The following is a 21,461-nucleotide window of genomic DNA, read 5'->3' on the forward strand; positions in this document are numbered from 1 at the left end:
AAACTTCTGGTTCTTGAGGCTGAGCTAAAGATGGAAATGACAACAGGTAAACCCAAAATTCATTATAAAACGGAGAAGGGACGCTCCCACCCGTTAGGTGCCATCCCAGATCGCAACGGAGTTAATTTCTCGATTTTTTCAGAACATGCCACGTCTGTTGAACTGTTACTGTTTAGTCGGCATGACGATCCCGAACCCATCCAAACTATTGAATTAGACTGCAAAATTAATAAAACCTTTCACTTCTGGCATGTTTATGTTCGAGGTCTTAAATCAGGTGCATTTTATGCATATCGGATTGATGGCCCTAAAAATATCCAGGCAGGATATCATTTCGATCCGCAGAAGGTCTTAATTGACCCCTACGCTAGAGGTAACGTCAAAACACTTTGGAACCGAGCTGATGCTTGCGTACCTGGTGATAATGTAGCCACTTCTTTACGTAGCGCGGTCATCGATACATCCGACTACGACTGGGAGGGCGATCGCCCTTTGAACCGTGCGATGGGCGAAACCATCATCTACGAGATGCATGTTCGTGGATTTACCAAGTCACCTACTTCAGGGGTTAAGCGACCGGGAACTTTTGCTGGGCTGATTGAGAAGATTCCCTATCTCCAAGAGTTAGGAATTACAGCGGTGGAACTTTTGCCGATTTTCGAGTTCAATGATACAGAATTCTGGTCTGTTAATGGGAAATCTCTAACAAACTACTGGGGTTACAGTCCCATGTGTTTTTTTGCCCCTCATTCTCATTGCTGCACTGAACCCGAAGCAGGCTGTCATGTCCGTGAGTTTCGAGACATGGTTAAAGCTTTACATAGAGCGGGAATAGAAGTGATTTTAGATGTCGTCTTTAATCACACGAATGAAGGCGATCGTCAAGGACCAGTCTTTTCCTTTAAAGGCATCGATAATAGCATTTACTACTATCTCGTCCCTGGAAACGAGAGATATTATGCAGACTATACGGGTTGCGGAAATACTTTGAACTGCAATCATCCCGTCACTCAAAAAATGATTGTAGAATGTTTGCGCTACTGGGTCGAACAGATTCATGTGGATGGCTTTCGCTTTGATGAAGCTTCCGTGTTGTCCCGAGGTGAAGACGGCTTGCCGATGAAATACCCGCCAGTAGTGTGGCAAGTTGAACTGGATGAGACTTTAGCTGATACCAAAGTGATTGCTGAAGCTTGGGATGCTGCTGGACTCTATCAAGTTGGTTATTTTCCAGGATATCGTTGGGTCGAGTGGAATGGACGCTACCGAGACGATATTCGCCGCTTTATTAGAGGAGAACCAGGACTTGTTGGTATGGTAGCTTCGCGGATTGCTGGCAGTGCCGACCTCTATCAATGGCGGGGGCATTTGCCAATTAATAGCATTAATTTCATCACCTGTCACGATGGTTTTACCCTCAACGATCTCGTGTCCTATAACCAAAAGCATAACCAAGCAAATGGGGAAGATAATCGTGATGGTGCAGATGAGAATCTGAGTCGGAATTACGGTGTCGAAGGCGAAACAGGCGATCCAGAGATCGAGGCATTACGAGAACGACAAATTAAGAACTTTGCCACGATTCTGTTGCTTTCTCGAGGCGTTCCGATGATTCTAGCTGGAGACGAAGTTAGACGCACTCAGAAAGGCAACAACAATGCCTACTGCCAAGATAATGAGATTAGCTGGTTTGATTGGGATCTGCTGGAGAAAAACGGTCATCTATTGCGGTTTTGGCAGCTGATGCTTCAGTTCCGCAAGCGTCATCCTACTCTTCAACACCCTGATTATTTTACTGGGAATGAAATTAACGAGCGGGGATTAGCTGATATCTCCTGGCATGGTTGTCAATTATATAGCCCTGGTTGGGACGATCCTAATGCCCGCGCCCTCGCTTTTACCCTGGGAGGTTTTAAGGGAGCGGCAGATTTGCATGTCACGATCAATATGTACCAAGAAACACTCGATTTTGAAATCCCTCCGCTTCGAGATAGGAGGTGGTACGCAGCAGTAGACACAGCTCGAGCTTCTCCCCTAGATATTGCCAAACCAGGTCAAGAAAGCGCCCTCGAAGATAGTATTTATCCCGTTACAGGACGCAGTATTAGTATTTTTATTTCTAGATAGCTGCTTTACACGGCAAAGCCAGCAGCATTAGCTACTTTTTATTATTTTTACTCGAATTAGGAGAGCCTTGCCATGATGTACGTTGAATAAGATGGAAACTCTGCGGAGGTTGTCGATCTAAGAGTAATGAGGGTGTTTGAATTTTTTTTAGCTTAAGTACTCTTGACCCTACAGTTTACTTGAGAGTTTATACTTAAAGCAATTCGCTTCATAGAAGGAGTTTAATTATGATTGTGACTGAGAAATCAAAAACTGATGTTCAGTGGTATCTGAAGGGCGAGTGGTTTGACGTATGTAGTTGCAAACTACCTTGTCCATGTACATTTGCACGGGAACCAACTTATGGCGATTGCTTGTTTACCCTAGTGTGGCAAATACATCAAGGTCAATATGGCGATGTCAGACTTGATAATTTGAATGTAGTTGCAATTGGTGAAGTTGAGGGAAATCAGTGGGTAGAGGATCTCGTTCCCTCCATGAAACTGTTGTTTTACATTGACGAACGGGCTAACGATTCTCAGCGCCAGGCTCTCGAACAGCTATTTACCGGTCAAGCTGGAGGTTGGCCAGGTGAATTTAGCAAACTGTTTAGCGATATTCGCGGGATTTCATACGTACCGATTGAAGTTGTAATTGCTGAAGACCTGAGCTATTGGCGGGCTGAGATTCCAGGCAAGGTAGTAGCAGCGGTTGAAGCTCTTACCGGTCCTACAGCAGACCCGAATCAACGGGTGCAGTTATTCAATCCCCCTGGTTCGGAAACAGGACCAGGACAGATTGCAACCTGGGGCGTTGTCAAGGAGAGTTCCGCTTCTGGTTTTGATTATTCCCATCCTTTTGAAGGGCAGTCGAGCAAACATATTCCCTTTGATTGGAAAATGCCGTCATAGTTTTGATGGGGACGATCCGCACCATATTGTTTTTACTCGAATTAGGAAAGTCGTTATGCCTGTTGAAAAAGATGAAAACTCTAAAGCTCCCAAGCCCGAGCATTTCGGCAGTAGCTTTGTGACGTTATTTCTATTCTTATTCCTGTTTCACTTTTTCGTCGCCCCTGCTTTTCGTCCCCGAGCCAATGAAGTTCTCTACAGTCAATTTCTCAAAGAGGTAAAAGACGGCAAGGTTGGCAGAGCTTTAGTCGGAGAAGAACAAATTCAATATACACTCAAGTCAGATCTATCCAAAATGCAGTCAACTCAGGAGGATAATTCAACTCCCCCCAAAACCTATGTTACTAGACCCATCGCTGGAGATACCGCTCTGTCGCAGTTATTAGCAGAAAAAAATGTGGAATTTGGTGCCCCTCCGCCCGACAATAGCGGTGTTTTAACTACTCTTTTGGGATGGATCGTTCCTCCCCTAATCTTCTTGGGCATCTGGGGTTGGATGCTCAACCGCGCCCAAGCTGGGTCGGGAACTGCCCTAACGGTAGGGAAAAGCAAAGCCCGAATCTATTCTGAAGGCAATACGGGGGTAACATTTGCCGATGTTGCGGGAATCGATGAAGCTGAAGAGGAACTCCAAGAAATCGTCGAATTTCTCAAAAATTCAGACAAGTATACTCGTGTGGGAGCAAAAATTCCCAAAGGAGTACTGTTGGTAGGAGCACCAGGGACTGGCAAAACCCTCTTAGCCAAGGCAGTTGCTGGAGAAGCGGTCGTTCCCTTCTTTAGCATCTCAGGCTCGGAATTTATTGAATTGTTTGTTGGCGTGGGGGCTGCTAGGGTAAGAGATATGTTTAAACAGGCGAAGCAACAAGCACCCTGCATTGTATTTATCGATGAATTGGATGCCCTGGGTAAATCTAGAGGGGGTGCCGGAAATTTGATGGGGGGCAATGACGAGCGAGAGCAAACCCTCAACCAGCTTTTAACCGAAATGGATGGATTTGAAGCGAATACGGGGGTTATTATCCTAGCAGCAACCAACCGACCCGAAGTGCTAGATCCCGCACTGCGCCGTCCCGGTCGTTTCGATCGCCAGATAGTTGTCGACCGTCCAGATAAGCTGGGGCGAGAAGCAATTCTGAAGGTACATATTCAGAAAGTTGAATTAGCTGCGGATGTGGACTTGGGAGCTATTGCCGCCCGCACCCCAGGGTTTGCTGGGGCAGATTTAGCCAATCTGGTCAATGAAGCGGCACTCTTGGCAGCTCGGCAAAATCGAGAAGCCGTAACGATGGCTGACTTTAACGAAGCAGTCGAGCGCGTTATCGCTGGGTTGGAGAAAAAATCCCGCGTTCTCAATGAGATGGAAAAGAAAACTGTCGCTTACCACGAAGCAGGACACGCGATCGTCGGAACCTTAATGCCTGGGGCTGGCAAGGTAGAGAAAATTTCGATCGTTCCCAGAGGAATAGGAGCGTTGGGGTACACTCTACAGCTTCCCGAAGAAGACCGCTTCTTGATGGCAGAAGATGAAATTCGCGGTCGAATTGCGACTCTCCTGGCAGGACGCTCTGCCGAAGAGATTGTTTTGGGTAAGATTTCCACCGGAGCCAGCGACGACATTCAAAAAGCAACGGATTTAGCAGAACGGACGGTCACGCTCTATGGCATGAGCCAGAAGCTAGGACCGATCGCTCTTGAAAAAATGCAGCAGCAATTTTTGGATGGTTTTTCTAACCCGCGTCGCCCAATCAGTCCCAAAGTTACAGAGGAGATTGATGGAGAGGTCAAGCAGCTTCTCGATAGAGCCCATCAGACTGCCTTAAAAATACTTGAAACCAATCGTTCCGTCCTCGAAGAGATGACCCAACAGCTTTTGCAGAAAGAAATACTCGAAGGAGAGCAACTACGCCAATATTTAGAGCAGGTGCGATCGCCCGAGGAATTAGCGGCTTGGTTAAATACAGGCAATTATTATCTGTCAACTAGTTGAAAAATTTATCAAACCTATTTATTATTCTGAATTACTTTTGAAGGCGCGTCTATATACTATCTAGCAGATATTCAACAATATTTTTATCACTAACCTGATATTACTTATGGAAACGACCTCTCTCGAACGAGTCTGGATCTCCACTAATGTTGTTCCTAGCGTCGACATACATGGTATCACGCTACTTTGCAATCGCTTATTAAAGATTTCTTCCAGTCAATACTTTTCCTTCTTATTTCCGAATAGCTGCGGCTTGTTGTGAATAAAAACTTACTGCTGCTACTTGTCTGTTTATTTATCCTTATGGTGGGCTTTGGCATCACTTTGCCAGTGCTGCCCTATTATGCCGAGCGTCTTAACTCAGCAGGTAGGGTATCCCGAGAAACCATGGTCGTCCACGTCAGTCTCTTGACCAGCATTTATGCCTTGATGCAGTTTATTTTTGCACCGTTATGGGGAAAGTTGTCTGACAGATTGGGTCGAAAACCATTGTTGTTGCTGGGTATTGGCGGTTCTGCGATCGCACAAGTGCTATTTGGCGTTGCTACCTCCTTGGGGATGCTTTACATGGTTCGGGGAATTGATGGTCTCTTATCCGCCGCCGCTCTACCCGCAGCGACAGCTTATGTGTCTGACATCACAACTGAGGGCGATCGCGACCGTGGCATGGCGTGGCTCGGTACTGCTGTTAGTTTGGGCGTTGTCGCTGGTCCAGCAGTGGGGGGATTAACAACCCGTCGAGATCTCCACTTTGATGTCAAGTTCGCACACCTGGCAATTAATAGTTTTTCGATACCGTTCTTAATAGCGGCAGCATCAATGTCGATCGTGTTTTTTGCAGCTCTGATTTGGCTGCCAGAGACCATAGCATCTCAACGAGTTGCTCTCTCGCTCACTCGCTCGACTACTAGATGGTTCAACCTAGGGAATAAGCTGGTAATATTGCTGGGTTTGACGACAATCGGGCAGTTAGGATTGGCGATATTTGAAGGAACATTTGCGCTTTATGCTCGAGAAAAGTTGAGCTATGGACCGATAGAAACTGGATTTGTTTTTATGGTGTGCGGGTTAGTTATGGCAGTTTTTCAGACAGTTGCTGTCAGCTATTTCTCGGGACGACTCAGCAGTTGCAAGCAAATTGCTTTAGGTTTTAGCTTGATGGGAGTGGGCAGTGTTTTGCTGTCGATGGTCCGAACATTTCCCCATGTCTTAAGCACCGTTGGGTTGTTGGCGTTTGGCTTCTCCTTAATCGCTCCCAATCTCTCAGCCTTAATTTCAAGGCGGGGAGGTCAACGTACTGGTAGAGTTTTGGGGATGCAAAATGCTGCCAACAGTCTGGGACAGGTAAGCGGTCCAATGCTGGGAGGATTTTTGTTTACCTGGCAGGCAAGTGCGCCTTATCTATCTGCTGGAATCATTTTGCTGGGAATCGGTTTAACCCTCGGTTGGCAAGAAAAAACTGTCAAAATCCGTTAATGTTGTGTTTTTCCCTAAAAGCTCTGTATTGATATTTGTTAAGAGGGTTAGCTAATGTCATCTTGATTTCATTATTTCTTAGAACCATGAAGAAGAGAACAAGCTAGCGGCATAGCATAACCATAGACGATCTGCTGGCAATTGCTGACGACGAAAGATTCAACATAGAGGTTTTATGTTCGAGCGAATTTTTACTTTTAACTCGGCGGCAGAAACTCCCGCTCCCCTTCATCTTCGTAAGGGGGTAATTATTGGGGCTGGTCAAGTGGGGATGGCTTGCGCTTATTCCCTACTAATCCAAGACTGTTTCGATGAATTGATTCTTCAAGATATTGCCAGAGAAAGGGTCGAAGGGGAAGTCATGGATCTAGTGCACGGCATGTCCTTTATTACGCCTACTTTACTCAAAGCAGGAACCGTGGCTGACGTAGGACGGGACGCAGACATAGTTATTATTACTGCTGGAGCTGCCCAGAAGCCAGGAGAAAGCCGTTTAAACCTAGTAGAACGCAATGTCGCTATTTTCCAAAACATCTTGGGAGATGTAGTTAAATTCTGTCCCAATGCTATTTTGCTGATTGTTACCAATCCAGTTGACATAATGACCTATGTTACTCTCAAACTTTCTGGTTTTCCCAGTTCTAGAGTAATTGGTTCGGGAACGGTACTAGACACCGCTCGTTTTCGTTCCCTGCTAGCTAAAAACTTGAATATCGATGCTCGTAGCGTTCATGCTTATATCATTGGCGAACATGGGGATAGTGAAGTTCCTGTTTGGAGTACGGCTAATGTGGCTGGCATGAGATTGCTCCCAGCTAGCTGCCCAGATAGTTGGGAAAATCTGTCTGCTGCTGAACGGAAAGAATTAACTGCTATTTTTGAACAGGTCAAAAATGCCGCCTATGAAATTATTAAGCGTAAAGGATACACCTCTTATGGAATTGGCTTAGGGGTTACTGATATTGTCAAGGCTATCTTGCACAGTCAAGAACGCGTTCTTACCGTTAGCAGTCTTGTCGAGGGAGCATATGGGATTTATGACATTTGTCTTAGTTTACCAACGGTAGTCAATGAAAAAGGCGTACTCAAGACGGTTAACCTTGCTCTCAGTAAGCAGGAAGAAAAACAATTCCAAAATTCTGCCTTCGTCTTACGAGAAGTTGTTAACCAACTAAATCTCTGAGGTTGAGAAAGTAGCAAAATCTCACAAAGTTTAAAAACTCGATCGTGACAATCGATTCTTGACCTAGAAGCCCAAAATAACCATGAAATGTTGAATCTTTTTGGTGTTCGATCCGTTTTGACGACGGCAAAAAGTGTGAAAATTGCCAATTAGACTTTCCCGATCTCGAAAATGGTTGGGTCGTAGCCGATCGACAGATGGATGATGTGGTGGAGTTGATGGCAAACAAGCATGGCGATCTCTCACATTCTTGGTTCGGTTATTTAGAGCGCCAAGTCAAAGAGTAATTTCCTGAGTTTAATATTTTCCTGATGATCTTATCAAGAATTTTAATCTTATTCTTAGAAAATAAAATTTTAACTTTATATTCTGTTTAATTTACAAGTTATCTTCTTTTACTTTTAAATAGATAATAATCCAATGAAATTGATTCCTAGAATCTTACCTTTCTTTAAAAAACCGACATTATCTTGGGGGGTAAAAATTAGCACTGCCATTCCAAGTTGTATTTACTATTTTGGACCTTTTGATACTTTTCGAGAAGCTCAACTTGCGCAGGATGGGTATATTGATGATTTAGTTGAGGAAAAAGCTCAAGGGATTACTGTCGAAATTAAACGATGTCAGCCAGTTGAGATGACGATTTTTGAAGATGAAGCGAAAGTCGATCCTTAAATTCAATCTGATATTGTCGAGCAAATATTGATTAGTAAAAAAAAGCGATTTTAACCAAACCATCACCAAGCATCAATTAATGTTCTATCGACTTGAGAAGCAGGTGATGTCTAAAGCTACTATCTCAATCCGCGTAAATATGCAGACAAATTCTTACTAAGACAATGAATACACGTGAATACTTCAACACTTTAAATGGGAATCAGAACTATTCAGCTCAAGTATCTTCTAATGAATTACCCAAACAAGGAAAAAACACGGTAGAAGCTTACACTACCTTAAGCTTGATTACGGTTGTTGCAATCGCTTTGATAAGTATTTCAGTTTTGGTATGGCGATCCCATTCAAAAAAAAGTTTGAGCAAATTACCTAAACTTTTTCACAAGGATTCTACTCAAATCAAATGTACTGAATGTTATTTTTTCGATAATAATTCTTATCTTAAGTGTGCCGTTCATCCAACCAAAGTTCTCGAACGTGAAGCTCAAGAATGTTTGGACTATGAGGATGAGAGGGGTAAAACAGTTGAGGAAGTTTAGTTGTGATACTCATTTTAGAACCAATAGAGATCGTTTACCAACATTGGTAAGTTGCTGAATGGTCTTCGATTGCGATTGAGATTTAGAGGCTTTAAGCTTAGTTGGCTTACTGTCTCTACGCTCAAAAAAGGCAATTAATTTACATATTATAGCTTGTATTAACTAATAATTTAACAAATTAAAAGACCGAGTAAAAAACAAAGATTAATTTTATAAAACCTAAAAAAATCTAATGAAAAACCAACGTCAAAATTTACAGCGTTAAATTGCCGATTTAATTTCTCTTCTTGAGATTTGTTTACCACTTATTAAAGAAATAGACCGAGCTCAGGTTAAATTAAAGTTGCTTCCTGTTGAGCTAGAAAAATTGAAAGAACATGCCGAATTGTTGAACCTAAAGCTATCTCTTGAAAAGCCTCAAAATTCAGATTCAGCTGAATCTAGTTTACGATCGCCAATAGAAGCGACCCACTACAAATTAGATTCTATAGTAGATGATTTAGAAGGAATATTAGTATATTTAACTAATCTAGATTGCCAGCTGAAAAATGTGCTTGCCCTTAAAGAAAGGTTAGAGGCAGTGCAAGAAGAAAGAATCGATTGTATTACTCCAGACCGTATTTACAAATTATTAGAAAAACAGCAGCAACTAAAATCACAAGATAAATATGCTATTTCACCTACCAAAACTAACCGACTTCGGCGAGTTTGGCAGAAATTGCTTAAATATAAATATTCAAAAAAAATAGCTATAACTACAGCTGTCACAGCAGGAATTATCTTTGGTTTTAGCGTTATTTTCAACACTTCGAGCGAGGAGCGATTTATTGAAAGCCATATTACTGGTGAGAACAAACAGACAGTAGTTTTTAGTGAGTAAATCGCCAAACTGGACAAGCTAAAGAGTAGATAGAAATAAAAAGTTTGATGTTTACTGTCCATTCGATTAATTTATGCGCCTAGTAGTCATGGGCGTAAATATCGATACCATTAGTAAAGTCGGTTTATTCACAAATCGAACCCATTTTAATAGTGACTTTATTTAAGCCTCGCCTCACTAGAATAATCAATGCCTGTGAAGCAAAACAGAGGCTCTCTTAAAAGATACCGCGACCCATATAGCCATATAGTATATAGGTTTACAAAGAAGACTGGCAAAACGTTTTCAAGTCAGTCGTTATTTTTATAAAAGATCGATTCTTCGCTATCGAGATGCAGGGTAAATCCAACCCAAACTCATAAAGCAGGAGCGAACGCCAAAATCACAAAAGCTAATGATGACTTGGCTTTGTAAGCCTGGCAAGTAAATAGCTTTGATAGTGCGTGCAGTGAGAATATTGCTAACTTGTCAGAGTTTTGTATTGACAGGAGCAATTGTTATCGCTCTTAGAGGTTGTCTGAGAAGTATAAATTATTACCTTAATGCTCCCTTCGGGTAGGTGTCTATCACGGATATCTCGATCCTGCAGGAGGTGGACCGCTTCGCATATGGAATAGCGGGCAGACCCCGCCTCCCGTGTCTCCCCATTCTGGGGGACTTTTTAAACTTTCTCCCCCTAATTTTAGGGGATCGGGGGGGCAAGAATAAAATTTATGCTCTGAAGAAATCACTTTTCAGATGTCCTCTTATATCTGCGTTTACATTTTCTGTACAGCTGAGATTAAACAGAAGAACAAGAATATAGATTATTTTTGCAATATTCCTAAAGCTTATCTCAATAATATTTTATCGAGCGATCTTCTATTATTGATTATAAATATGAAATCACAATGAAATGGTTTTCATAAGAAACTTTACTGTTTTGTCTTAAATAAAGATACATATCACACGTTTATGAAATAGTCGTGAAATTCCTTTCTAAGTAGAAAAATATTTTTTATACCTGAAGATAGATATCTTTTAATCCACAAAAGAATAAGTTTTAAATGTCGAACTAAATTATTGGAAAAAATACTTATGCTTTTGGTACACGAACAATATCAATCTAGTTTTGATACAGCAATGAAATGTGCTGTCGAATGCGAACATTGTGCTCAGGCTTGTATGGGCAGTGAGAAAATGAAGCAATGCGTTCGTTTTTGCCTCGATTGCGCTGAGATATGTCGTACTATTGCTACCTATATGGTACGCGGTTCTAATTTTGTTCCTCAAATAACTAAAGCTTGTGCTGAAATCTGTAAGGCTTGTGCCGAAGAGTGTGAAAGTCACAACAACGAACATTGTGCCAAATGCGCCAAAGCCTGTCGCGAAGCGGTGGATGCATTTCAAAAAATAGTTAACGTAGCTGCTGGTTGAACAAAGCTAAGTTTTATTCAAATCGATCTGAATAAGTCTGGAAAATGATAGTTGAAAACGATAGTTGAAAACACTTGCGGTTAAAGCGTAGTTTCATTTAGCTATCTACTTTTATCTGACTATTTGTAATACAGTTTTTCTCGTGACAGCAGTGTGAAATTTCTCAAGTGCAGAAGTACTATTGGATAAGTTACAAGCTGTAGCGGTAATTTTCCTGTGGGATAAAGTCAGAGAAAAAACTAAAGAAGCTCTTAGCAAGCTACAGAGCGAAAACATCCGATCCGTAATGATTATAGGAGATGTAGGAGCCTTTGCCCATACTATTGCCAACGAGCTGTGGATTGATAAATACCATGCTCGTGTCTTACCCGAAGATAAAGTCAACATTATCAAACAGGTAAAACAAAAAACCTACAGCTTTTGTTGGCGGTAGTATCAACAGTGCTGCTATAGGCCAATATGGGAAATGCCAAACTTGCATAGTTGCAGTAGAGAAAGAAAAAGTATGCAGAGCGGGCGTCGCTAATTTGAGAGATGACGTACTTAATGCTATAGTTCGTAGCTTTAAGTTTTAAGCTTTGAGCTCTAAGCCTTATATAAAAGTAAAGTTAGTCAATAGCGATTAAAATCATCTTCTAATTGTGCAACGCCGCAGATCGAAAGCCGAACTGGAAACTACACGATATGGATAAACAGGAATATTTATAGAGGAATGCACCAAAATTTACCGAGATAATCAGCCCCGCATCTCAAAGAGTAGAGAGGCGAGAGACGGCTGAATATAGTGAAGTTACAGCAATATCGGTCGCCATAGTTGCAATGATAGGAATTTGGTTCTTAGTCAAGAAAAGTAAGTTGGCTACAAAAAGCGATCGCCCTAATATCCTGAATAGGTTTGCTTCACCTAGCTGTAAGAAATGCCGTTTTTTCAGCCATAATTCTCATCTCAAATGTGCGGTGCATCCAGTTCGGGTAGGCAAGATCGAAGCACGAGACTGTCCCGATTATTGGCGACATGACAGCCGTAGATTTTGGCATCGTTAATTCATTCAGACGTTATTGCGACATCAAAAAATTCAGACAGATTTATTAAGGACAAAACAATGACTCAATTTTGGTTATGGACTGGAGTAATCACCATGACGATTGCTGCCTTCATTTTTGGATTTGGTGCAGCAACGGGTAAAAGTGAACCCCTGAGAATTTTATTTACCCTCAACTTTTTTATTACTGCGATCGCAGCAGGACTATACTTGGCAATGGCTTTTTCTCAGGGATATGCGAACTTTGGAGAACGACAGGTTTATTGGATACGCTATTTCACTTGGTTTTTGACCACCCCATTGTTGCTATTGGTGCTAACCTATCTCGGGCGTACCAGACTATCTACAATTTTGGGTTTGATCGGTGCCAATGGCTATATGTTAGTCACGGGCTTTATCGCAACCATCTCCCCCGTTCCCCTTAATTTTGTTTGGTATTTCGTTAGCTGCGGGGCTTTTGCGGGAATTCTCTATTTACTGCTCAAACCCTATCGCCAACAGGCGATCGATAACTCTCCAAAGCCAGTAGGACGCAAAGTTTTCAAAAAATTGTTGACGGTTCATGTGGTTTTGTGGAGCTGTTATCCTTTGGTTTGGATACTAGGGGATACGGGTTTTGCTTTGATTGGCGATCGCTGGGAAGCCATGTTTTATACTTTGCTTGATATTGCTGCCAAGGTAGGGTTTGGCTTTTTGTCGCTTAATTCTTTCACTAAATTAGAATCCAACGGAATGACTTATTCTTCGTCTACGGAGGGATACACCCAGCGAGCGTAGCTTCGATCCGTTTAAAAATTTCTCACCACGAAAAGACGAGAAACAGTTAACAGTGTAGTTAATTGAATTTATAAACCTGTCAAGATTTTAGGAACTAATATAAATATGCGTAAAATTACTGTCATAGTTGCGTTGATAATCGCCTTTTTTATTCTGTTCGTTCCAGGGTACATTCTTTGGCTTACCTGGAAACCACCAGAACCAATTCCCGCAATGATTACGCCCAACACTACTAATACCAGTCGGTTTTTAGCGTCAAATCCAGCCGATCTAAGCGATGAAATTGCCAACGCCCTGTTCCCCGAAGCTGGGAACAACGCTCCTGGTGGTACGATCCGCGTACCCGCTGACAAGTGGCAGGCGGGAGTAGCAGCAGCACCGCTGATACGCTGGGTAAATGGACCTTTGATTGTGGATGAAAGTATCTCTACAGTTAGAGTAGAATCTTTCACACAGGATGTTCCTGGAGAATTTTCTGAATCCGATCCTGCTAGTTTAGCAGCTCAGATAGACACTGCTACTGCAATCATCGCAGGTTCGCCCACTACCAATATCTTACTAGTATCAGAAGATCCAGGATTTGCCATTCCCGCGGCTTATTGGGCAGCCCAGTCTGGCGATACGGTATTGTTTGCCAACGATGAGTTACCCGAAGCTACCCGCGAAGCTTTATCGAGACGTAACGGTGAGGCTCGGATTTATACTTTAGGGGTAGATGGTGCTGCTCTGGGATTGGATGAATTTGGCACTTACAAAAATTTATCTGCTAACAACAAAATTACTGCTGCATTAGAAATGGCAGAGTTTTATGACGAAGATAACGATTTTGGCTGGGGTTTTGACCTCAACAATTTCGGCTGGCGCGTCAACGCTCACTATAACTTCGTGCTGGCAAATCAAGAATTACCCGAAATGGCGATTGCAGGGGTATCTTTAGGACGCTTCGGTAAGTTTGGACCTTTGCTGTGGACGGATCGCGATCGCATACCCACCTTAGTAAATCAATATCTGTGGAAAGCAAAAACCGAATACTACACTAATCCCGTAGAAGGTCCTTTTAACCATGCCTGGATTTTGGGAGATTACGACATCATTGACTCTGCGGTACAGGGACGCACCAATACCAGCCAGGAAATCAGCGAATATCGCTCTCAGGGAGACTATGGACTCTCAGGTTTGGAAATGCTTCTAGTTGTTTGGATTGTAGCGGGGATTGTCAGCGCGATCTGGCTAGTTCTCTATAGCTGGCGAAGATTGCCCCAAATTAGCACCATGATGTTAGTTACCTGGGGTTTGCTGGGTTTGGTGTTTGGACCAATTGGCGTTTGGATTTACTCGATGAGCTACGACCAAGCACCTTGGAAAAAAGACGGCATGATGGCATCTTGGCAGCGACCGAGCTTTAATGCGGTCATGGCAGCTTCGGCAATGAACCGAGGTTTTGACGGTCCTTTGATGCTAGTGATTTCCTGGATTGTGACGTTTTTGGGGCTGCCGTTAGTGGTGTTTCAAGGTCCCTGGTTCTGGCTGGGTAACTCGATGATGTGGGGTATTTATATTTCCTATTTCGGCGCATTGTTACTCCACTGGCTGGTGATGCACGCTGGGATGTTTATGATGGGCAGCGATCGCTCCTACGGTCAGGCAGTCAAGCGAGCCTTTTTGCCCGCCTTTGTATCGATGACCGCAATGGCTGTAGGCATGATGGGCTTCATGTGGTGGATTCAAATGGTCAACTTGGGTTCGATGCCCGACGATGACGAACTCCTCTGGTGGGGAACTACAGTACTATCGATCGCCGTCGGTTGGCTGGTAGCACTACCTTTTGATGCCTTGCTGGTCAAGCACGATATTCAACCAGGGGATATGTGATTGGAAGGCAGAGGGCAGAAGGCAGAAGTATTAACTAACAACTAACTACTAATAACTAGTAACTAATAACTATGAAACGATATATTTGGTTTGCCAGTTGGCTAATACTGGCGATAATAATGGCATTAGGGTTGGGTCTGAGCGATCGAGTTCGGGCGCAACAGCCAGAAGCAACTTTGAGTATTTTTGCTGAAAATACTCAAACTACGGGCTTCACTGCCAGATATGCAGGGCAGGATGTATATGAAACTGCTGCAACCTTGGCTCAGATTACCTTTCCCTCTACTAGCGATATCAGCCGTCCTAATGCGGTGATTTTAGCCAATCCCACTCTAGAAGCGGGATTGATGACGGTCGAGCAGTTAATTCATATGCCGATCGATGCACCAATCCTCTACACAGACAATAACGAGTTACACCCCGTCTCCAAAGCGATGATAGAAGTTCTAAAACCAGAGGGTGTTTCTTACGACTCTAACGTGCAGGTACTTGTAGTCGGGCAAATTTCCGATACAGTAGTTAGTGAGGTAGAGGCAATGGGACTTAAGACCCGACGCATCAGCCCAGAAAGCAACGACCCAGTAGATTTGGCTGTGGCGATCGACGACTACAGGGCAACCATGATGGGCAACCATCCCGACGTAGTGTTTATCGCCTCTTTAGAAGAACCCGCCTTTGCTCTCCCCGCGACGGCTTTTTTGGCACACGCCATGAGTAATATTGCTTTTGTAGAGCGAGACAGCATTCCCGAACAGACGAAGAAAATGCTTCAGCGTCGTTATGGACCGGCATATATGTACATCATGGGTCCTGAATCGGCGGTATCGGAACAGGTAATGCAGGATCTGTCGCAGTTCGGTCACGTACAGCGACTTTCAGCCGAAGATCCCTATCAACTATCTGCCTATTTTGCAGGTTATGCCGATCTGGGTAACAACTTCGGCTACTGGATCTGGCGCATTCCCCGTATGGTGGGCTGGGGTATAGCCGAACCAGGACACAACTTTACTATTGCCAACCCCGATAACTGGGCAGAAACCGTTGCTGGTTCAATTCTTTCTCACCGAGGCAAGCACGGACCGATGCTACTGGTGCAGCAAGATAGTATTCCCGAATCAGTTCGGGGCTATCTCGACTATACGGTGCGACCCCGTCCCACTGCCCCTCGCGACCAGTTATTCAATCATGGCAGCATTGTGGGTAACAGCGAAGCCATCAGCACTCGCCTCCAGGCAGAAATTGATAATCTCATGCAGCCCAAAGCAGTTGCAGCACCAAACGAAGGAGCATAAAATATGTCTACTATTTATCGATCTACTATTCCGCAACAGTCCGAGCGGGCAATTGTGGCTTACTTTGACCGCCAATCCCAGGCAGAAAGAATTGCCAAACGGTTATCTGACGATACAACTTCGGTTCGAGTCGAGAAAGTGTCTGGTAAACGAGCTAAAAAAGCGATCGCCGAAGCTGGAGCTGGAGTTTCAGTGGTAGAAATCGGCAACCTGGCTTGGTGGGGATTAATTATCGGTAGTGTTCTCGGTGCATTTTGGGGTGCGTTTACTTTTTCAGGACGCATCCCCATCCCTGGAATTATTGCTCCCACCCTTTCTGGCGGGTTAGTGGTAGTTATTTTCTTATGGGCGGGTATCTTTGCCTGTATCGGCTGGCTGATTGGGGCTTTAATTCGTCTGTTTCAGTCTTCTTCCTCTGCATCCAAATACGAACTTAGAGTTACTCTACCTCCATACAGAATAATTGAGGTGGAGCGGATGCTGGCTCGCAAAGCTCTATCGGTTATTGATGTAGAAAATCCCGAAGAAATTATGTACGACCAAGGATAAAAAAAGTCGTGGTCTCCTTCTCAGTTCATTCTGATTTCATTTTTGAGATAAACAATGAAAATAGTTGAAGTAAAATCTGTGCCATCGCGATTCAAGATCGAGCTACAGGTTGCCTTTTAAATAATGGTGGAAACATGAGATTGCTTCACGAGTAATTTAATTTTAAGGAAAATATCATGAGGAACGATTCGCGATCGCAGATTAAATCGGCTAGCGGTTTTAACTTACTGTTAGGACTTTGGAGTGCAACTGCTAGCCGTCCTAGTTCTTCTCTTTAACCTAACCATTAGATTTTATAGGAGTTATGAATTTTGACTACGACCTTTTGGTCATTGGCGCGGGTCCTGGAGGTATTGCTGCTGCCGAACGCGCTGCTAACTATGGCGCGAAAGTAGCGATCGCCGAACAAGATAGAGTTGGTGGTACTTGCGTGGTTCACGGTTGCATCCCCGAAAAGCTGATGACTTATGCAGCTAGCTTCTCAGAGGTTTTTCGCAATGCCGATGAATACGGTTGGGGACAAGTCAAAGAAGATTTTAACTGGCATCAATTTATGAAAGCCAGAAACAACGACATCGACCATCTGGTCGAGGTACACACCAACCACCTGCGCGAAGCGGGGGTAGAGCTAATACACGGTCGCGCTAAATTCTGGGATGCCAATACTGTCTTCGTTGAAGGAAAGCACTACACTGCCAGGAAAATTTTGATTGCAGTGGGTGGAAAGTCGGTCAAACCTGAAATACCAGGAATTGAATCTGCGATTTCTAGCAAAGAACTTCTAACCCTCGAAAGACAGCCAAAACATCTGGCAATTGTCGGCAGCAATCATATTGCGGTTAAGTTGGCGGGAATTATTAATGGTCTGATTTCTAAGGTTACTTTAATCGTACCCGAAGCAGACATATTACCAGATGTCGATGAAGAGATTCGCACGACTATTCGAGAGCAAATGAAGCAGTTAGGAGTTAGATTTTACCGCAATAGTAAAGTCGAAAAAATAAAGAAGCAATCTGACCATTTAAGCCTGAAATTATCGCAGATTAGACAACTAGAGTCGGTAGAAACCATCGTTTTTATTACCGAGCGAGTTGCTAACTTAGATGGTTTAGATCTCGACCGAGCTAATGTCGAAACAGACAACGGGGCTATCGTTACTGACGAGTATGCTCGTACCTCCCAGGAGCATATTTTTGCCATAGGAGACTGTACCCCAAAGCCTCATTGGACACCTGTAGCGATCGCTGCTGGTAGAGCTTTTGCCGATACAGAATTTGGTAATAAAACACGCGCTGTAGATTACAACAATATTCCCTATGTAATCTCTTCCCAACCCGAAGCTGCCACGGTGGGTCTCAACCAGTCTCTAGCAGAGGAGAAATATGATAATGTGCGTTGCTACTCCAAGAAGTTTCAACCACTTTACAATTTGATGGCTGAATCAAAGCAAAAAACTCTGCTTAAGTTAGTCGTAGAAGGTGAATCGGAGCGGGTTGTAGGAGCGCATATGGTGGGGGATTATGCAGCAGAAATCATTCAGATAATAGCTCTAGCGATAAGATCTGGCGTTACCAAACGCGACTTTGACCGTACTATTGGCATTCATCCTTCTATAGGAGAAGAATTCTTTGCCATAAGCTGATGTCGGTGTTTGGAAAGATTCTATTCATTGCTGCGAACACAAGGCTAACTGAAACAAAATAATAGGAGTTAAATATGTCAAAAATTGGTTTGTTTTTCGGTACGCAAACTAGTAATACTCAAACCGCAGCCGAAATGATTCAACAAGAATTGGGAGGCGAATCGGTGGTCGAACTGATTGATGTCGCTCAAGCTGAAGCTAGTGACCTTGTTGAATTTGACAAAATTATTATCGGCTGTCCTACCTGGAATGTAGGAGAACTGCAAAGCGATTGGGAAGATATGTACGACGAGCTAAACGATATTGATTTTACTGGTAAACAAGTAGCCTATTTTGGTGAGGGCGACCAAGCTGGTTATCCCGATAGCTTCCAGGATGCTATGGGAATTTTGGAAGATAAGATTTCCCGTCAGGGGGGAGAAACTGTGGGCTACTGGTCTACTGAGGGGTATGATTTTGAGGATTCTAAAGCTCTTCGAGATGGTAAGCTTGTCGGTTTGGCACTAGACGAAGACAATCAATCAGATTTGAGCGAAGCCAGAATTAAATCTTGGACTGCACAGTTAAAGCAGGAATTTGGGCTGTAGACAACTGGCAACGCGAACTAATAAACCGATGGATGTTAAACAGTTGAGGCAGCAGACGATTCAGCAATTTATTTATCCCCAACTAATTATTTTAGGATGGGCAGATATTTTGACTGGCTTCGCTATTTCAGGAGCGTTGCAAGGGAAACCAATACAGCTAATAGCACCTCTGGTTTTTCTGTTGGTAGTGGCTGGGTTGGTATCTGGCTTGGGAGCAATCTTAGCTTTCCTGCTATCAATTGAAGGGGAAGATACAGAGCAGTGGCTGACAGAAGTAATTCGCTCTAAGTACAAATATTCGATCGCGTTCGCAATTTTACTTCTGAGTCAAACTACCTTGACATCAATGTGGATATCTTATGAAGCAGCTTTCCTGGTAACTTCGATCGCGATTACTGCTTTCGTTCATAGTTGGCTGACGACAAAATATCCTTTTTACGGGCTATTGGGTTTGGCTTTTTATCATGCTAGCTCTATCTTGCTAGGAATTAGCATTATTCCTACTGCCATACAGCAACGCTGGTATCTGGTACTGATTCCAGTTATTTACCTCGCGATCGCCGTTCTATACGAGCAAAAAGCCGATAAATCGAGTTTGTTTAGCGAACTACCAGTCATCCTACTAATTTTAGTGGTATTTGAAAGCCTGTTTTTGATTTACAGTCTGCCTGGCTACGATATTTTCAAAGCTTTGCTCTTTATAATTATCCTGGCACGACAGATACTGCCACCTTATTTTAAATCGCTTTACGAACCTCAGCCTGAAATCATCGCGATCGCCTCTAACGCTTTTTGGGTCGGCGTGTTTTTACTAGATGCTACGCTCGCTGCGGGTTTTGCTAGCTGGTACTACGCACTGCTGGTATTGTCTACCCTTCCAATAGCTAGAAGGGCAGCGCGTTTTGCTTCTAAATTTGACGAAACAAATACTTATATTTAACAAGGAAAAAATAAATCAATGGCTTGGTTGACTCGAACATTAGGCGTAGTGCTGATAGCGATCGCGATGATAGATATCTTTATGACCGTTTTGTATCCCCGCACGGGCAAAAGTCTTGTGAGTATGCCCGTTAGCAAAGGAACGTGGAATGCATTTCGGCAGATATCGCGCTGGAGCAAAAGTGACGGTCTTTTATCCTACTGCGGTTCGGTAATTTTAGTTTTTGTAGCTATATTCTGGATTGCTTTATTTATCATCGGTTTTGCCCTAATTTTCTGGCCCGTTTTGGGAGATGAAATTGTCGCCAGTCAGGGTAAAACTCCAACAAGCTTCGGTACAGCTGTTTACTACAGTGGATTTAACTTTACTACCTTGGGTGTAGGAGATTTAGTACCTAAAAGCACTGTTTGTCGGTTGGTAACTATCCTTGAAGCAGGAATGGGTTTTGCAACCTTTACCGTCACCTTGACCTATCTACTTTCCGTACTTAATGCTTTAACTCAACGTAACGTTTTTGCTTTGAGTTTGCATCACCGTATGGGAGGGAAAGCTAATGCTGCCCGACTGCTTCAAGGTTGGGGTTTGAATAGTGAATTGAATAACGCTAAAACAGACATTACCAATATTGCTCGCGATCTGTTTCAGTTATTAGAGTCCCATCATTCTTATCCTATCCTGCACTATTTTCGCTTTCGAGAACCAAAATATTCTCTGGCGCGAATGACATTTATCGCGATGGATACGGCTGCATTGCTCCAAAGCGCGTTGCATCCGCAGCACAATCAGACTTTGATTAATTCTGCTGCGGTAACGGAGTTGCAGACAGGTGGACTATATATGCTAAAGCAATTAGCCGATTCTTTCTTAACCAGAAGTTGTGAAGCAACCTATTCTCAGAAAAAGGAATGGCGCGAATGGTACTACCAAGTTGTTGAATTGCTGAATTCGGCTGGAATCAAAACCCCAGAACATATAGAAGCAGGGGCAAATTTTTATGTTTCTCTGCGTCAAGAGTGGAATGGTGAAGTAGCAGCGTTTGCCAAACATATGTCATTCAAGTGGCACGAAATTGTCCCTACCGAGCTATAAAACAAAATCTTTGTTTCTCCTATTAAAGATTGAGAAACAAAACTATTAATTATTAAGATCGAACATCATGGAATTTGAATATATCTACACTCGAATTAACGTACAAAATTACGAAGAATGCAGAAACTTTTATTCTACAGTTTTAGGTTTTGAAACAGAATTTGAGAATGAAAACAGTATTGAACTAGCAACAGGTAATACCAAAATCAGCTTGCAAAAAAGAGATGAACTAACTTTCGATCGCGGTGGCTCAAAGCTAATGTCATTTGCTGAAGGCGGTGACAGCATTGTTTTGACCCTGAAGGTAAAAAGTTTAGATAGAGCCTACGAATATTTAAAAGAAAAGAAGGTTAATTTACAAGGAGATATCTTTTCCTTTCCCAATCAGGGATATAAATCGACCTATCTCCGCGATCCCGATAATAATTTAATCGAAATAAGAGAAATTATCTTAGGTAACTTTGGGCTTGGTTGAGTTCGTACTTTTAGGACAA

Annotated in this window: 20 protein-coding genes; all 20 read left to right on the plus strand. The window is 43.1% G+C overall.

The annotated features are described in order from the left end of the window. Positions 1–36 precede the first annotated feature (36 nt). The 20 genes from glgX (at position 37) to KV40_RS32765 (ending at position 21,442) form a co-directional block, all read left to right on the plus strand. Positions 37–2,127: a glycogen debranching protein GlgX gene (glgX, locus tag KV40_RS29065; protein ID WP_172657362.1), complete on the plus strand. Its 2,091-nt coding sequence runs from the start codon at positions 37–39 to the stop codon at positions 2,125–2,127. A 227-nt stretch (positions 2,128–2,354) separates the two neighbouring features. Continuing rightward, positions 2,355–3,017: a DUF1326 domain-containing protein gene (locus KV40_RS29070; protein ID WP_036488674.1), complete on the plus strand. Its 663-nt coding sequence runs from the start codon at positions 2,355–2,357 to the stop codon at positions 3,015–3,017. Positions 3,018–3,072: 55 nt separating this feature from the next. Continuing rightward, complete coding sequence (gene ftsH / locus KV40_RS29075; protein WP_036488675.1) at positions 3,073–5,007, plus strand: ATP-dependent zinc metalloprotease FtsH; 1,935 nt, start codon at positions 3,073–3,075, stop codon at positions 5,005–5,007. Between the two features lie 258 nt (positions 5,008–5,265). Next, complete coding sequence (locus KV40_RS29080; RefSeq protein WP_072013937.1) at positions 5,266–6,483, plus strand: MFS transporter; 1,218 nt, start codon at positions 5,266–5,268, stop codon at positions 6,481–6,483. Positions 6,484–6,658: 175 nt separating this feature from the next. Then, the gene (locus tag KV40_RS29085) at positions 6,659–7,666 is read left to right on the plus strand and encodes an L-lactate dehydrogenase (protein ID WP_036488678.1); all 1,008 of its coding nucleotides are present in this window, start codon (positions 6,659–6,661) and stop codon (positions 7,664–7,666) included. A gap of 420 nt (positions 7,667–8,086) precedes the next feature. After that, entirely contained in the window at positions 8,087–8,341 is a 255-nt protein-coding gene (locus tag KV40_RS29090; RefSeq protein WP_036488679.1) for a DUF1816 domain-containing protein, read from the plus strand. Between the two features lie 164 nt (positions 8,342–8,505). Continuing rightward, entirely contained in the window at positions 8,506–8,880 is a 375-nt protein-coding gene (locus KV40_RS29095; RefSeq protein WP_052056056.1) for a hypothetical protein, read from the plus strand. Positions 8,881–9,247: 367 nt separating this feature from the next. After that, positions 9,248–9,760 carry a hypothetical protein gene (locus KV40_RS29100; protein ID WP_156114238.1) on the plus strand — a complete coding sequence of 171 codons (513 nt, stop codon included), beginning with the start codon at positions 9,248–9,250 and terminating at the stop codon, positions 9,758–9,760. 1,077 nt (positions 9,761–10,837) lie between these two features. Then, entirely contained in the window at positions 10,838–11,176 is a 339-nt protein-coding gene (locus tag KV40_RS29105; RefSeq protein ID WP_036488682.1) for a four-helix bundle copper-binding protein, read from the plus strand. 181 nt (positions 11,177–11,357) lie between these two features. Continuing rightward, positions 11,358–11,609 (plus strand): HAD family hydrolase, encoded by a 252-nt coding sequence (locus tag KV40_RS29110; protein ID WP_036488685.1) that lies wholly within the window; start codon positions 11,358–11,360, stop codon positions 11,607–11,609. A gap of 386 nt (positions 11,610–11,995) precedes the next feature. Continuing rightward, a complete protein-coding gene (locus tag KV40_RS35415) occupies positions 11,996–12,220 on the plus strand; it encodes a hypothetical protein (protein ID WP_156114239.1) in 225 nt (74 codons plus the stop codon). Between the two features lie 59 nt (positions 12,221–12,279). Beyond that, positions 12,280–12,996, plus strand: a complete 717-nt coding sequence (locus tag KV40_RS29115) for a bacteriorhodopsin (protein ID WP_052056058.1) — start codon at positions 12,280–12,282, stop codon at positions 12,994–12,996. A gap of 105 nt (positions 12,997–13,101) precedes the next feature. Further along, positions 13,102–14,868 carry a DUF4396 domain-containing protein gene (locus KV40_RS29120; RefSeq protein WP_036488688.1) on the plus strand — a complete coding sequence of 589 codons (1,767 nt, stop codon included), beginning with the start codon at positions 13,102–13,104 and terminating at the stop codon, positions 14,866–14,868. Between the two features lie 71 nt (positions 14,869–14,939). Then, positions 14,940–16,160, plus strand: coding sequence for a hypothetical protein (locus tag KV40_RS29125; protein WP_052056060.1), 1,221 nt, complete (start codon positions 14,940–14,942; stop codon positions 16,158–16,160). A 3-nt stretch (positions 16,161–16,163) separates the two neighbouring features. Next, the gene (locus tag KV40_RS29130) at positions 16,164–16,709 is read left to right on the plus strand and encodes a hypothetical protein (protein WP_036488689.1); all 546 of its coding nucleotides are present in this window, start codon (positions 16,164–16,166) and stop codon (positions 16,707–16,709) included. 304 nt (positions 16,710–17,013) lie between these two features. Further along, positions 17,014–18,351 (plus strand): glutathione-disulfide reductase, encoded by a 1,338-nt coding sequence (gene gorA / locus KV40_RS29135; protein WP_036488692.1) that lies wholly within the window; start codon positions 17,014–17,016, stop codon positions 18,349–18,351. A 74-nt stretch (positions 18,352–18,425) separates the two neighbouring features. Continuing rightward, positions 18,426–18,938 carry a flavodoxin FldA gene (gene fldA, locus KV40_RS29140; protein WP_036488693.1) on the plus strand — a complete coding sequence of 171 codons (513 nt, stop codon included), beginning with the start codon at positions 18,426–18,428 and terminating at the stop codon, positions 18,936–18,938. Positions 18,939–18,966: 28 nt separating this feature from the next. Continuing rightward, positions 18,967–19,878: a hypothetical protein gene (locus tag KV40_RS29145; protein WP_036488696.1), complete on the plus strand. Its 912-nt coding sequence runs from the start codon at positions 18,967–18,969 to the stop codon at positions 19,876–19,878. Between the two features lie 18 nt (positions 19,879–19,896). Continuing rightward, positions 19,897–20,967 carry a potassium channel family protein gene (locus tag KV40_RS29150; protein ID WP_036488698.1) on the plus strand — a complete coding sequence of 357 codons (1,071 nt, stop codon included), beginning with the start codon at positions 19,897–19,899 and terminating at the stop codon, positions 20,965–20,967. A gap of 67 nt (positions 20,968–21,034) precedes the next feature. Beyond that, complete coding sequence (locus KV40_RS32765; protein WP_052056062.1) at positions 21,035–21,442, plus strand: VOC family protein; 408 nt, start codon at positions 21,035–21,037, stop codon at positions 21,440–21,442. Positions 21,443–21,461: the final 19 nt, after the last annotated feature.

This window comes from Myxosarcina sp. GI1 (genome assembly GCF_000756305.1).
Classification (GTDB): domain Bacteria; phylum Cyanobacteriota; class Cyanobacteriia; order Cyanobacteriales; family Xenococcaceae; genus Myxosarcina.